We start from the raw sequence: 14364 nt of genomic DNA on the forward strand, positions 1-14364 counted from the left end.
CTTGGATTGAAGAGGTTCAACCTAGTCCCTTGGGGGCAGGCTCATAGCCAGAGTATGACGGTTGCTGCGAGGGCGATTGCGGAGAGGAATACGGTTGGCGATCTGTCGTAGCGGGTTGCGATGCGCCGTCAATCCTTGAGCTTGCCGAACATTCTCTCGATGCGATTACGTCGCTTGTAGCGGCGCTTGTCATACTTGACGATGTTCTTGCGCGTCTTGCGGCCTGAAATGCGATGCTTTTTGCCCTTGTCCACAAGGGCTTCACGGAACCAATCAGCATCGTACCCTCTATCAGCGCGGAGCCATTTAGCCTTAGGCAAATCATTCATCAAGGCGGCTGCACCAGTTTTGTCACTAACTTTTCCCGCTGTAATGAAGCGGCGGATTGGTCGTCTGCTGGTGTCGGTGATTGCGTGCAACTTGGTATTTGCGATGTACGTGCCGGTTCGGCTATGCGCGTGGCGTCATCTGTCGGCGAAGGGTCGATCTTCATGAGCGCAGTCTGCACCCATCTTGACAGTTAAACCCAGACCACAATTTTGCGACAGCCCTCATGCGAGTAGATTTTGAAGACGGAGGGACAGGTGGGCGCCATATCACCCACATCGAAGGTGGCGAGGCCGTGTCGACCTTTTCTAAAAGGCGGAGAGATTTGGGGAGTGAAACAGAGCCTGTCCATCCATTCAGTGGTGCTAGCCCAGATAGTTAGCCCCCCTCACGCCGCTGCGCATCCCGTACCAAAGCCGCCATTCGGTAAAACCCATGTGCCATTTTGGTAAAAGGTGTCAGCAGAAAGAACGCGAGCACAGCGCCGAGGTGAATAACCAACAGGCCCGGCATCCAGTCAGAACCGCTTGCCGCATAGAGCAACAGCCCGCTCAGCCCGACAAACCCTAGCAACCCGGTAAAGGCAATCTCTCCGCCAAAAGCGTTGGTCGCACCGAGCGATTTGTCCGACCGCAACTTCAGCCAGACCATTTTGCTACAGCCCAACACCAATAGAACACCGCCCGACAGTCCAAGGATTTTGGGGGCGGAGAACAGCCCGTAAGGAGCGGGCATACCAAGCAGGTAATGCATCAGCGTCGCCACACTGGTCGAGGCAAAGCACAACAGAAAGCCGTACATGATCGCCTGATGCGCATAGCGGCGGGCATGGGTGAAACGGTCTTCGTCTTCAAAGTTGCAACCGTCGCCGTGACCACCCTTGAGGTTGCGCATATTCGCGATTGAGGCGATGGCCCCGCGCAGATGGCGCAGACGAACCGGGGCACCGCCGACTGTTTGCCAGTAACGGCGCAACCCGATGGCAATGCTCGCCAGCGGAAACAGAAAGGCGGGCAAAAAGATCGCCACCATCGCATTGTGAGACAGCACCGCATAGAAACCTTCGCCCCCTGCACCGGCCAGCGCACGGGCGGCCCAGAACAGCAAGGCAAAGCCCAACACGGTGGCGAGCACAATCGCGAGGCCGTTTTTCTGGAAGGCTTTTCCGGCGGCACGGGGAAAGGCAAACTCTTCCCAACTGTCTTGGCGCAGATCGGCCAAGGCTTGGGGCAGGTTCAGGTCAAACTCATGCGGGGCGGTGTACTGGCAGGCGTAGTAGCAGCCCCGGCAGTTGTGGCAAAGGTTCGCCAGTTGCGTCAGATCCCCGTCAGAAAAGGCGCGTTCGGCCTGAAGGGCAGGGAAGACCGAACAGTAGCCTTCGCAATAGCGGCAGGCGTTGCAGATTTCGGCCTGACGGCGTGCCTCTTGGAGTAGATCAATTTGCATGGGCTGCGGCCTCCTTGCCTGCGATACGTCCGAAGACGGTGCCGATGGTCATGCCAAACCCGGCAAGATACCCTTGGCCCAAGATTGAGCCCGCCATTGTTTCGCCCGCCGCCCAGAGGTTGCTGACAGGGCGGTCGCCGATGGAGCATTGCGCGTTTTCATCCACCTTCAGCCCGAGATAGGTAAAGGTGACGCCGGTGCGCAGCGAATAGCCGTAGAACGGCGGCTCGGTGATTGGCCGCGCCCAATTGGTCTTGGGCGGGGTGAGACCCGTGGTCGCCACGGCATCAAGCTCGGTGGGGTGGAAGGCACTTTGATCGCCGCAGGCTTCGTTGAACCCGGCCACGGTGTGCTCAAGCGCATCAGCGGGCAGGCCCATCTTACCCGCCAGTTCCGCCAGCGTATCGGCTTTGATTGGGGGGAAGACCGAAGGCATGAACAGGTTCAGCGACTTCGCGTCGATGATGACATAGCCAACCTGATCGGGCTGCGCGGCCACCAGTCGGCCCCAGATGGCGTAGCGTTTGGGCCAGACATCCTCGCCCTCATCATAGAACCGCTGCGCATCTTTGTTCACGACGATGGAGAAGGGCACGCAGTCCAGCCGCGTCACGATCCCGCCGTCGAACTTTGGCGCGCGTCCGTCAATCGCGACGGCGTGACACTGGGTCGGGTCGCCCACCTGTGCGATGCCTTGGTCCAGCAGGTCCGCCAATACCACGCCGCGGTTATAGGGCGTGCCCCGGATCAGGAAGTTCTTCGCCGCGGGCCCCCATGCGCGCGCGAGCCAGTCGGTGTCGGCCTGAAAGCCGCCAGAGGCCACGACGACGGATTTGGGGGAGAGGCTCTTGGCGGCCCCCTCATGCGTATAGTCCACCCGCGTCACCCGGTCGCCGTCCAGTTCGAGATGGGTCACGGCGGCGTCATAAAGCACATCCACGCCCAATCCATGGGCGGTGCGGTAATAGGCATTCACAAGGCTTTTGCCACCGCCACGGAAGAAGGCGTTGGTGCGGGCAAGGGACAGGGTGCCCGAGAGCGAAGGCTGAAACCGCACGCCATGTTCTTCCATCCACGGCAGGCATTCCTCAGAGGTACGGATGGCGAGGCGCGCAAGATGTTCATCGGTCTTGCCACCCGTCACCTTCATCAGATCGGCGAGGTATTCCTCTTCCGTGTAGCTCTCGACCAGCGGCCCCAGTGGCCCGTGGTGCATGCAGCGGAAGTTACGGGTGTGGCGCGAATTGCCGCCCCGGTAGGGTTTTGGCGCGGTCTCAAGGATCAGCACGCGGGCGCCGTCTTCGGCGGCGGTGATCGCGGCACAAAGCGCCGCATTGCCGCCACCGATCACGACAATATCGTAAGCTTCGGTCACAGCAGGTCTCCGTCATATGTCTCATCACGCGAGGGCTGCGCGCGCAGGGCGCGAACCCGGACCCGCTGGGCCGCTTCGATATGCGCACGCATCGCCGCTTCGGCGAGGGCGGCATCGCGGGCCTTGATCGCGTCGAGAACGCCAAAGTGCTCCTCCACCGCATTCTCGGCGCGGGCAGGGTCGGTCAGCGTCGTCGGTCCGAGGATCATCAGCGTCTTTTGCAGCGTGTGGATCGACCGGGTTAGGAAACGGTTTTTCGCGGCGTCCAGAAGCGCTGCGTGAAACTGACGGTTGAGGGTGAAAGCCTCGGGCACGTTGCCCAAGGTGGCGAGCTGCTGGTTCATGTCCTGAAGCTCTTCGATCTCGATGTCCGAGGCGGCGCGGGCGGCCAACCGTGCGGCGGTGCCCTCCAACACGGCGCGCATCTCGTAAAGCTCCATCACCTCGGCATAGTCTAGCGTGCGGATGCTCGCCCCTTGGCGGGGGATATGCGCCACGACGCCATCAGCTTCCAACTGGCGGATCGCTTCACGCACGGGGGTGCGAGAAACGCCCAAGCGTTCGGCCAACTCTGTTTCACGGAGGCGGTCGCCGGGATTCAGCCGTCCGGCGCGTAGCTCATCCATCAGTTGAGCATAGGCAGAGTTGCCCTGTGGTGTGCGGTCTTCTTCGCTCATAAACGCCCCTACGATCACTATTGCATACAGATGGATACAATAGTATGCAATACAGGTCAAGCCCGGAAGAAAAAGTGAATTGAACCCTATGCGCCTCTCCCAACCGACCCGCCGTCGTGCGCTGACCTTGATCCTCGCCGCGGCTGGCACTTTGCTCTTTTGGGGGCTTGATCTACCACTACCCTTCCTTTTCGGGCCGATGGCCGCCTGCCTTATCGCGGCATTGTCGAACGTGCCGATCAAAGGCTTCGGCCAAGTCTCAGTCGCGGCGCGCACGATCCTTGGTGTGGCGGTGGGGGCCTCGATCACACCCGATCTGTTCCACCAACTGCCCCAGATGGCGATGTCGGTGGCGCTGGTCCCGGTCTTTATCGCGCTGATCGGGGTTATCGGTGTCCCTTTCTTTCGGCACGTTTGGGGGTTCGACGCGCCGACGGCCTATTACGCCGCGATGCCGGGCGGCTTGCAGGACATGGTGATCTTTGGCACCGAAGCGGGGGGCGATCCTCGGGCGCTGTCATTGATCCACGCCACGCGGGTGCTGTTTATCGTCACCCTTGCGCCTGCTTTCCTGACGCTGGCATACGGGGCAGGGCTGACCAATCCCATCGGCGCGCCGGTAACGGAACTGCCGGTGGGGGAGATGGCCTTGATGGCCGCGGCAGCCCTGATCGGCTGGAAAGGAGGAGAGAGGATCGGCCTATTTGGCGCGTCCATCCTTGGCCCCATGATTGTGACCGCCGTTCTGTCACTGGCCGGCCAAATCCACAGCCGCCCGCCAGCCGAGGCCATCCTTGCCGCGCAGTTCTTTATCGGCTGCGGGATCGGCGTGCATTTTCTGGGCGTGACATGGGCTGAGCTGACGCGGGTGGTGCTGGCGGGCATCGCCTATGTACTGGTGCTCGCCGTCTTGGCCGCAGGTTTCACCGGCCTCGTCACTTGGGCCGGATTGGGCGATCCGGTCGAGGCATTCCTTGCCTTCGCGCCGGGCGGGCAGGCCGAGATGACGGTGCTGGCCATCGTGACCGGTGCGGATTTGGGCTTTGTCATCACGCACCACCTGACCCGCATCGTGCTGGTGATCGTCGGCGCGCCGCTGGTCGCGGGGTTTATGGCGCGTAGACGGAAGGGTTGATCATATGGATCGGAGCGCCCGCTGCATAGGCGTTCACCTGTTCGAAGATATCCGCGAATTGCTTGTCGAATTCATCCTCGGTGACAAAGCCGATATGCGGGGTGGCGATCAGTTTGGGGTGCGAGAGCAGCGGGTCATTGGGTTCCGTTAGCGGCTCCCGGTCAAAGACATCCACCGCCGCCGCGCCGAGATGCCCGGCGTTAAGCGCTTGCAGAAGCGCGCCTTCGGCAATCAGCCCGGCGCGGGAGGTGTTCACCAGTACCGCGCGGGGCGACATGGCGCTGAGGTCTTCCGCGGTGACACTGCCGCGGGTTTCAGGGGTAAGCCGGAGATGCAGAGAGACCACGTCGCATGTCCCGAAAAACGACGCGCGATCCTCGGCGACGGTTTCACCATCGGCCTTGGCCCGCGCGCGCCCGGCCTCGGAACTCCACCAGATGACCTCCATCCCGAAGGCGCGGGCATAGTCCGCCACCACACGCCCAATGCGCCCATAGCCATAAAGCCCCAGTCGCCGCCCGCGCAGGCTGCGTCCGACGCCCATCTGCCAGTTGCCCGCCTTCACGCTCGCCATCTGCTGCGGCAGTTGCCGCATGGCTGAAAGGATCAGCGCAAAGGTTAGCTCCGCCGCCGCATGGTTGGCCCGATCCGTACCTTTGTTTGAACACAGCAGCACGCCCTGATCGGTGCAGGCCGCGACGTCGACATGCGGATAGGCACCGCGCTGTGAGATCAGGCGCAGGTTTGGCAGGCGCTCCAGCAACCCCGGCGTCACCTTGGTCCGCTCGCGAAAGAGTACGATGCAGTCGGCATCCTGCAAACGGTCGGCCAAGATCGCCTCGTCAGGCTGATGGTCCGTCCAGACGGTGACATCATGCCCCGCCAGCAGGTCAAAGCAGGGCAACCCGCGCAGGGTGTCGAACCAGTCGTCGAGGATATGAACCTTCATCCCGGGCACCCTATGCGGAAAGCGCGTTGATCGCTTTGCTGACCCGCTCGTGTAGGATCAGCAGATCGGGGTCGCGGTCTTTCTGCGTATTGAGGCTGGCGATCAGCTCGGCACGCAGTTTTTCCAGATCACGGCGGGCGGTTTTGATTTTCTCGTAATTGGTCATCATTCGCTTCTCAATGGGACAATAAAACGGGGATTTTGATCTTTTCCAGCACCTCGGCGGTCACGCCGCCAAGGAAATCTTCGCGAAACTTGGAGTGTTCATAGGCACCGAGCACCAGCAGCGAGGGGTCATGGCGCTCGCAATAGGAAAGCAGAGTCTGTGACACCGGATGGGTTGTCGGAAAGTCCTCATGCACCGCTTCGACGCCGTGGCGGTCGAGGTGGGTCATCAGATCGGTGATCGGCCAGGATGTGCGTTTGCCCACCGTCAGAACGCTGACACGGCCATCGACCTCAAGCAAGCGCAGGCTGTCCGACAGCGCTCGCGCGGCGGCGCGCCCGCCGTCCCATGCCAGCGCCGCGTGGCTGTGCTGCGCGCCTGCGTCATAGCCCGCGGGGACCACGATCACCGGACGCCCTGATTGCAGCGCGATCCGGTCTGGGTGGTGGGTCACATGGGCATCATCGCTTTCGGCCCGGGCGCCGACGATCAGCATGTCGTAATAGCGCGCGCCTTCTGAAAGCAGCGTGTCGACGCGGCCTGTCTCTTCGCGAAAATCCAGCGCGTCGCCCAGGTCAAGCTCGGGGCGTAGTTCCTCAAACCGGCGGGTGACCTCGGCCAAGATTTCGCTATTGGCTGCTTCCAATAGGGCGCGGGCCTCTTCGGGGATCCAGCGCGAACGACGGTCGATCACCTCATGCGCGGTATGCGCAAGGATCCCCGTCACATGTGCGCCGCGCCGTTTCGCGAGCGAGGCCGCATAGCGCAGCGCGGCGACGGAGGCGTCGGAGCCGTTGAAGGCGACAAGCAGGTTCATCACGGGCATGTCAGCGACCCTCCCATATGCGTGAGGGGACAAAAACGCAGCCATCCGCCAGCTTACGCGCCGTCCGCAGCAACCCGGCGGAGTTCAGCGCGAAGCCGTCCGACGTGTCGTAATCCACCAGCACGTCGATCGTGCCAGAGGCATGTTCGAGCACCACATCAGCGGGGCTTTGGCCGGGACGCTCAAGCAGACCGTCTGCCACACTGCCGGGGGTGAGCGCACAGGAGGCAAGGCATTGCGCCCCGGTCACCGCCATCGAGGGGTGCGTGTTCCACGGCATGAAATAGCGCGTCGCGATGGTGCCGCCGTTCTGGGCTGGTGCCAGCAGACCGAACTTGGGCGTGACGGATTTCGACACGTCTCCCATGCCCATGGCGGCCCCGGCCTGAAGGCGGATGGCTTCCATACGGGCAAAGAAATCCTTGTTCGCGTCTAGCTCGGCGACGCTCTCATACCCCGTCAGGCCAAAGTCCTCCGCGCGGGCAATGACCATCGGCATGGCCACATCCATGCAGGTGACGTCGATCCCGTCAAAGGTATCGCGGATGTTGCCCGTGGGCAAAAACGCCCCGGTCGAAGAGCCGACGACGCCCATAAAGTTCAACGCGATAGCGGCACCGGCACCGGGCACGCCCGCAATCTCGGTGTCGCCGTCATAGGTGAGCACGCCACCGGGCGTCAGTACTTTGGAGAGCACCTTGGCCCCGGTGTTGACGGCGTGGATTTTGACATCCGTTACATCGCCGGTGGGCTGGACGAGGCCCAATTCCACCGCCGCAGGGCCAACACCCGACAGGATGTTTCCGCAGGTCGGTTTGAAATCGACCAGCCGATCCTCGACCGAGACTTGGGCAAAGAAATAGTCCACGTCGGCCCAGTCATCGTCAGAAGGCGAGAGCATCGCGACTTTGGTGGTGACCGCCGCGCCGCCACCGAGGCCGTCGATGTTCAGCGGATGGCCCGAGCCCACCACGGCGAGCAGCACTTCGGCCAGCGTTTCGCGGTCCTCCGGCAGATCCGCGCGGTTGAAGTATGGCCCCCGCGAGGTGCCGCCGCGCATGAAGAGATAAGGGATAGCTGTCTGTGTCATCTCTAAACTCCTCAGTTCAGCGGCCAGGGCAGATCGACTGCGCCTTGCAGCAGACCCGGCGGGAAATCACGGTTGAGCGCACCGGCCATGACGCACATCAGCGCGATGCCGCAGGCCGTCAGGATCAGGGTTTTCGGCCAATGCGCCTGTGCACGAACCCGCAGGAAGCTGATCAAAAAGCCCAAGAGCGCGAGGATGAAGCCGACGAAGTAGGTCGCGACGATCAACCCCACGAACCACGCGAGCGTGCTCCAGAGGCCATAGGGCGCATCAGCGTCCTCACCCGAGACTTCCTTGTCGGCAAAGATCGCATCGTTTTCGGGACGCAGGATCATCTGCACCAGCAAGATCAGCAGCGCAGCCAAGGCGATGCCCCCTACAACCAGCGGCACGATCTTGTCGGTCATGTTGTAGTCGGGGATCAGCGACGCATTGATCAGCGCGGCCACGACGTAACCCATGATGATCAGCAAAAAGACCAACGGCGCGCGTTTGGAGCCGGACTGAACATCGCCCTCGGCCATGATCGACTTGGCCTGACGCAGACCCAGCACGACAGAGACCACGGTGATGATTAGCAGCACGATGACGATGGGGGAGAAGACATACTCCATGCCTTCCTCAAAAGATTTGCGGAACCGGAACGATGCGATCTGGAAGGCTTGGTTCGAGAATTTCTCGACCGGGTTGGACAGCACGAAACCGATCAGGAAGGCGGGGCGCGACCAGTCAAAGCGGCGCAGGAAGATGCCGATCAGTCCGATTGCAAATAGCGCGAGGATGTCTTCGAAGTTCTGCCCCGACTGGAACGCCGCGAAGGAGATCAGCATAAAAAGGAAAGGCGCAAGGTAGGTGAAGCGGATCGTGGTCAGCTTGGCGATGCCGCCCGAGGCCGCGATACACAGCAGCGTGCCCACAACATTGGCCAGCGCCAGCAGCCAGACGATGGAATAAGTGATGTCGAGATTGTCGCGCAGCATCGAGGGGCCGACTTCGATCTCGCCGGAACCTAGCAGGGCGATGGCACCGATGAAAATCGCCATGGAGCCAGAACCGGGAATGCCGAAGAGCAGGGTAGGGACCAAGCCGCCGCCCTCTTTCGCGTTGTTCGAGCTTTCCGGCCCGATCACGCCGCGCACTTCGCCTTTGCCGAAGTTCGATTTGTCTTTCGTCGTTTGAACCGCGTGCCCGTAGGCGATCCAGTCAACCACCGATCCGCCAAGGCCGGGGATAACGCCGACGACCACGCCGATCAGCGAACAGCGCACCGACAGCCATTTATTGGCAACCCAATCGCGCACGCCTTCACCCCAGCCCGCGCCGAGTTTGGCTTCTTTGGAAATCGCCCGGTCTTGGCGCAGAAGCGATACGATCTCTGGCACGGCAAAAATGCCAAGGCCGACGATCACCAGTTTCAACCCGTCCGTCAGGTAGGGGATGTCATAGGTCGCCATGCGCAGTGAGCCGCCCGCATCAGCCTCACCGATGGTGCCGATCAGCAGGCCGAGGCCCGCGGCCGCCAGACCTTTGAGCGCCACGCGCCCGGCCAGCACCGCGACCATCGACAGACCGAGGATCGAAATCATCAACATCTCGGGCAGGCCGAAGGACAGCACGATGGGACGCGCCACAACGATGAACAACGTCAGGAATGCCGCGCCGACCAGCCCGCCGAAAAGGGATGACGTGAAAGCCGCCGAAAGGGCCCGCGCGGCTTGTCCCTTTTTGGCCATTGGAAACCCGTCAAGCACTGTGGCTTGGCTGGCCGAAGACCCTGGAATGCCCATGAGGACCGAGGCGAAAGTGTCTGAGGTTGGTACCACCGCGACCATGCCGATCATCAATGCTAGACCCAGCACCGGGTCCATGCCGAACATGAAGGGCAAGAGCAGCGACAATCCCGCGATCCCTCCGAGGCCGGGAAAGACCCCGACAGCCAGGCCCATGACGACGCCTAACACCAGATATCCCAGTACTACAGGTTGCAAAATTAGAGCCCATGCCTGGCCAAGCGCAGGCAGAGCGGTTGCGAACAGATCCATCGCACCGACCTCGAAATGTTAGATTAAAGGGGGGGGGGGCCCCGGGGCGCGCCCGGGGCCGTGGGGGTCTCGCTTACTTCAGCGAAACGCCGTAGGCTTCTTGCAGCCAGTTGGTCACAAAGGCTTTCGCCTCTGCAGAGACGGTCGTGCCGCGTTGCGTCGCCTTTGCCGCGCCTTCGCCTACGAAGACGGGGTATTTCCCGACACGTTTCTCGGAGATTTTGGCAAAGTCGTCGCGGTTGCGCACCGCGTCAAAGGCCGTCGTGTAGGTCGCGATCACATCGTTAGGTGTGCCTGCGGGCAGGAAAGCAATCTTTTGAACCGGGAAACCTGCGATAAAGAAGGCTTTCCATGCGTCCCAAGCCTCACCTTCGGTGGCGCAGCCTTCGGTGGCTTCGCAGACTTCCTTAAAGGTCAGGATGTCGGGGAAAGTGGGGTCACGAACGATGTTGCCATCGTCGTCAAGTGCGCCCCACGTCATCATCGGCACGGCCTGACCCTTTTCGACCAGATCGGCAGAGGCCCCGAGGTAGCTTGACGAGGTCTGATAGTCGATCGTGGCTTCGCCGCGCTCGAACATCAGACGGCCATCGCCACGGCCCTTGATGCCGAAAACAGGCTCTACGTTCATGCCCAGCATTTCCCATGCCAGCAGCGGCACGAGGTCAAGGCGCGTGGCACCCTGTGAACCATAGATAAAGCTGATGTCTTTGAGGTTATTGGCAGTGCCGTCGAACTCTTCACCATCCGTGGGGTTCAGATAGGCAACGCCCCCGGTGCCCGATGCCATGACAGGCTTCCAATCGCTGTACTCGTACCGCACACGCGGATCGTCCAGCAGGTAGGGGAACTGGGTCGAACCGGAGGTGCCGAAGAGGACCGTGCCCTCGTCATGCTCTTGCTCTTGGAACCAGTTGGCACCTTTGGTCGAACCAGCACCGGGCATGAACTTGACCACGACGGTGGGGTTGCCCGGAAGTTCTTCGGACAAAAGTGGCGCAAAGAAGTTGGCCCATTTGGCCGAGCCGCCGGTTTCCGAGAAGGGGATAACCCACTCGATTGTCTTGCCAGCAAAGTCGACCTCGGCCAGCGCCGGGGCGGCGAGGCAAGCAGCAGATACAGCGGTTGCGGCGAAATACTTGATAGTCATTGGTGTCCTCCCGTAGACATTCTGTATCGGTCAGACTTTCACGTCTGCCGTAATTCGTATTTGTTTCAGGGACGAATCCCTCCTCCAACACGGGCACACTGCCTTTCCAACCTTGCGCGAAACTTGCGCATCAGGATTAAGTTTTAATCATGCGCATAGCAGTCATCGAAGACAATGAGGCTCTGGCACAGGGAATTGCCCATCGCTTACGCGATCGGGGCCATGCGGTGGACCTGCTGCATGACGGGGAAGATGCTGACATTTTCCTGCGTCACGAGGGGGCAGACCTGATCGTGCTGGATTGTAACTTGCCCGGTTGTGACGGGCTGGAGGTTCTAAGGCGACTGCGGCGCCGTGGCGATGGCACGCCGGTGATCCTGCTGACTGCACGGGCTGAAACATCAGAGCGGGTTGCCGGGCTGGATGCCGGAGCCGATGATTACCTGACCAAACCCTTCGAGATGGATGAATTAGAGGCGCGACTGCGGGCTATGGCGCGGCGAAAGAACCTTGAATTCGCCGCCCGCGACGCGATTGGCCCCTTGGTCTTTGATCGCACAAACCGTCAATTGTTGAAAAATGAGGAGCCATTGGCTTTCCCCCGCAAAGAGTTGGCGACGCTGGAATGCCTGCTGGAACGGCGCGGGCGGATCGTGTCAAAATCCCAACTGATCACCCATGTCTATGGCACCGGGGCCGAGCAGGAAGACAGCGCAATCGAGCCGCATGTCTCGCGTCTTCGCAAACGGTTAGAGCCCTTCGGCATCCGCATCAAAGCTGCCCGTGGGCTGGGCTATATGCTTGAGGTCGACAGCGCATGACCGCGATGTCGCTGCGCTCTAGGCTTTTCATGCTGATCCTGCCGCCGCTGTTGCTGCTCTCTATCATTCTGGGGTTCTGGCGCTTTGAGGTGGCGCAGCGCACTTCTGAAACTCTGTTTGACCGGAGCTTGCTGGCCGCAGCGCTGGCGATCTCCCGCGATGTGGCGATTTCGGGCGGGGATGCGCTGTCCCCCAGCACGCGGGATTTCCTATCGGACGCCGGGGGCGGGGAGCTTTTTTATCACGTCACGGGGCCGGGGGGCATCTACATCACTGGCTACGCCTATCCTCCCGTCTCTGGCAGTCGCGCGAGCGAGGATCGGTTGAACTACACGATGGCTGAGTATCGGGGTGAGCCTGTGCGCGTCTTGCGGATGACGGAAAGCACGACGATCGGCAACCTGACCGGCGACACGATCGTCACAGTCTGGCAAAGGGACAGTGATCGCAACGCCTTTGCCGCCGCATTGGCGCGGCGCGCTGCTGCTTTAATCGCCAGCCTGATGGCGGCACTAGCCTTGGTGGTCTGGTTCGGCGTGAAAGTCGGCCTGCGCCCCTTGAACGATCTGCAGGACGCGATCCAGCATCGATCTCCAGACGATCTGGGCGATATCCGCCGCCCGGTACCGGCAGAGGTCGTCGGAATTGTCGCGACGTTGAACCGGCTTTTCGAGCAGGTGCGGCAAAGCATTGAGGATCATCAGGTTTTCATCTCTAACGCGGCGCATCAGTTGCGTAATCCCGCATCGGCACTGTTGTCGCTGGCCGAAGTTTTGCCCGATGTCAGCGACCCGCAAGAACGTCGCCTGCGCGAACGTGAATTGATCGCCGCCGCCCGTAAATCGGCGCGGCTCGCCAATCAGTTGTTGTCTCTGGAACGGTTGCGTTACGACGAGACACCAACATTCGATGCCCTTGAACTCAACGCTGTCGCTGCCGAAGTCTGCAGTGACTTCGCCCCGACGGTCCTGTCGCGGGACATCGGCTTTGGCTTTGAGCCATATCTGGCCCCTTTGCCGGTGAATGGCGATAGCGTGCTGCTGGGTGAGGCGATCACCAATTTACTTGAAAACGCGCTATCCCATGGTGGTCCAGGCCTCTCCGCGATCCGCGTGAGCACCGTGGCCGAGGGGCGATATGCGGTGCTGACCGTCGAAGACGATGGCATTGGTATTCCGGAAGGCAGCGGACAGGCAGCGTTTCAGAGGTTTGGTCAATTGAGCGAAGGGGAGGGCAGCGGCCTTGGCCTTGCTATCGTCCAAGATGTTCTGCGTCGTCATGGCGGGGAAGTCGATCTGTTGCTGCAGGAGAAGGGACTGGCCGTCGTGCTACGACTTCCCTTGATCCATCAGTGATCACAAGCGCTTGGCGGCTCTCTCCACGATTATAAACACTATCTCTTGAAGTGCAGAGCAATGGCATCTGCGATTCATCGCAGCCCTTTGCCAAGGTGATCAAGCAGCAGCCGCACTTTTGGTGAAAGATGACGGTTCTGCGGATAGATCGCCCAGATGCCATCGTCCGGCGCGCGGTACTCGTCTAACACAGAGATCAAACGCCCGGCCTGAAGTTCAGCCTCGACATAGTAATCAGGCAACTGGATGATCCCCAGGTTCTTCAATGCTGCATCAACCAGCGCCGCACCACTGTTGCAGCGCAAATTACCCTTCACCCGGATATGCCGTGTCGTCGCTTTCTCCTGAAACCGCCAATAGCTCAAAGTGCCCTGAAGACAGTTGTGCGCATCAAGATCGGACAGGCTTCGGGGGGTTCCGTGAGCGGCAAGGTATTCCGGCGCAGCGCAGGTGTAATGCCTGCGGGAAGCCAACCGCTTTGCCATCATGGAGCTGTCTTCCAACTCTCCCAGCCGGATCGCGAGATCATAGCTTTCGGCCACAAGGTCGAGCAGCTGATTGGTCAGCCTAAGGTTGACCTCAAGATCAGGATAGCATTGCACAAAGTCGTTCACCAAGGGTGCGATGCGGTTCTCGCCAAACGTCACTGGTGCGGTAAGGTTCAGCCGACCCTTCGGGCTCTGATGCAGATCGGCAATCGCGCGCTCGGCTTCGGCCAGCCCATCGAGCACCTGCCGGCAATGGTTATAATACACCTGACCCGTCTCTGTGATCGAGACCTTTCGTGTGGTGCGGTAGAACAGCTTGGTGTTCAATCGCGCCTCAAGCGCGCCGATCTGGCGGCTGACCTGCGCCGTGGAAATCCCCAAGCTGTTGGCGGCAGCTGTAAAGCTTTGGGCTTCAGCGACGGCCACAAATTCTGATACTCCCTCCCAACTCAGCATGATGATCCTTCCAAGTTTATTGCGGCACACCCATTACCATTTCGTAATAGTCTTTTTCGAA

At 60.9% G+C, this 14364-nt stretch carries 13 protein-coding genes and 1 pseudogene; 3 read left to right on the forward strand and 11 right to left on the reverse strand.

Features of this window, described 5'->3' with window-relative positions; genetic code table 11:
- Positions 1 to 41: 41 nt before the first annotated feature.
- The 4 genes and pseudogenes from GLP43_RS10305 to GLP43_RS10320 form a co-directional block, all read right to left on the reverse strand.
- Positions 42 to 428 (reverse strand): annotated as a pseudogene (locus GLP43_RS10305) (IS5 family transposase); the annotation flags it as partial.
- Between the two features lie 277 nt (positions 429 to 705).
- Positions 706 to 1773: a tricarballylate utilization 4Fe-4S protein TcuB gene (gene tcuB, locus GLP43_RS10310; RefSeq protein ID WP_237279239.1), complete on the reverse strand. Its 1068-nt coding sequence runs from the start codon at positions 1771 to 1773 to the stop codon at positions 706 to 708.
- Positions 1763 to 3148, reverse strand: a complete 1386-nt coding sequence (gene tcuA / locus GLP43_RS10315; RefSeq protein WP_237279240.1) for an FAD-dependent tricarballylate dehydrogenase TcuA — start codon at positions 3146 to 3148, stop codon at positions 1763 to 1765. The genes tcuB and tcuA overlap by 11 nt, the downstream gene beginning before the upstream one ends.
- Complete coding sequence (locus GLP43_RS10320) at positions 3145 to 3825, reverse strand: GntR family transcriptional regulator (protein WP_237279241.1); 681 nt, start codon at positions 3823 to 3825, stop codon at positions 3145 to 3147. Before GLP43_RS10320 ends, tcuA begins: the two co-directional genes overlap by 4 nt.
- 88 nt (positions 3826 to 3913) lie before the next feature.
- Here GLP43_RS10320 and GLP43_RS10325 point away from each other — a divergent pair, with 88 nt between their 5' ends.
- A complete protein-coding gene (locus GLP43_RS10325; RefSeq protein WP_237279242.1) occupies positions 3914 to 4960 on the forward strand; it encodes an AbrB family transcriptional regulator in 1047 nt (348 codons plus the stop codon).
- Here GLP43_RS10325 and GLP43_RS10330 read toward each other — a convergent pair.
- From GLP43_RS10330 to GLP43_RS10355, 6 genes are all read right to left on the reverse strand, one after another.
- Positions 4935 to 5909 carry a D-2-hydroxyacid dehydrogenase family protein gene (locus GLP43_RS10330; protein ID WP_237279243.1) on the reverse strand — a complete coding sequence of 325 codons (975 nt, stop codon included), beginning with the start codon at positions 5907 to 5909 and terminating at the stop codon, positions 4935 to 4937. The genes GLP43_RS10325 and GLP43_RS10330 overlap by 26 nt on opposite strands.
- 10 nt (positions 5910 to 5919) lie before the next feature.
- The gene (locus tag GLP43_RS10335) at positions 5920 to 6078 is read right to left on the reverse strand and encodes a hypothetical protein (protein ID WP_009826174.1); all 159 of its coding nucleotides are present in this window, start codon (positions 6076 to 6078) and stop codon (positions 5920 to 5922) included.
- 7 nt (positions 6079 to 6085) lie between these two features.
- Positions 6086 to 6901: a universal stress protein gene (locus tag GLP43_RS10340; protein ID WP_237279244.1), complete on the reverse strand. Its 816-nt coding sequence runs from the start codon at positions 6899 to 6901 to the stop codon at positions 6086 to 6088.
- A gap of 1 nt (position 6902) precedes the next feature.
- Positions 6903 to 7991, reverse strand: coding sequence for a 4-oxalomesaconate tautomerase (locus tag GLP43_RS10345; protein ID WP_237279245.1), 1089 nt, complete (start codon positions 7989 to 7991; stop codon positions 6903 to 6905).
- Positions 7992 to 8002: 11 nt separating this feature from the next.
- Complete coding sequence (locus GLP43_RS10350) at positions 8003 to 10033, reverse strand: tripartite tricarboxylate transporter permease (protein WP_237279246.1); 2031 nt, start codon at positions 10031 to 10033, stop codon at positions 8003 to 8005.
- 73 nt (positions 10034 to 10106) lie between these two features.
- Entirely contained in the window at positions 10107 to 11183 is a 1077-nt protein-coding gene (locus tag GLP43_RS10355) for a tricarboxylate transporter (protein WP_237279247.1), read from the reverse strand.
- 149 nt (positions 11184 to 11332) lie between these two features.
- On the opposite strand from GLP43_RS10355, the gene GLP43_RS10360 reads away from it, so the two are divergent.
- Together GLP43_RS10360 and GLP43_RS10365 are read left to right on the forward strand one after the other, a co-directional pair.
- Entirely contained in the window at positions 11333 to 12004 is a 672-nt protein-coding gene (locus GLP43_RS10360; RefSeq protein WP_237279248.1) for a response regulator transcription factor, read from the forward strand.
- A complete protein-coding gene (locus tag GLP43_RS10365; RefSeq protein WP_237279249.1) occupies positions 12001 to 13359 on the forward strand; it encodes a sensor histidine kinase in 1359 nt (452 codons plus the stop codon). The genes GLP43_RS10360 and GLP43_RS10365 overlap by 4 nt, the downstream gene beginning before the upstream one ends.
- A 74-nt stretch (positions 13360 to 13433) precedes the next feature.
- On the opposite strand, the gene GLP43_RS10370 is transcribed toward GLP43_RS10365, so the two are convergent.
- A complete protein-coding gene (locus GLP43_RS10370; protein WP_237279250.1) occupies positions 13434 to 14303 on the reverse strand; it encodes a LysR family transcriptional regulator in 870 nt (289 codons plus the stop codon).
- Positions 14304 to 14364: the final 61 nt, after the last annotated feature.

The sequence above is a fragment of the Sulfitobacter sp. M39 genome (assembly GCF_021735935.1).
Taxonomy (GTDB): Bacteria; Pseudomonadota; Alphaproteobacteria; order Rhodobacterales; family Rhodobacteraceae; genus Sulfitobacter.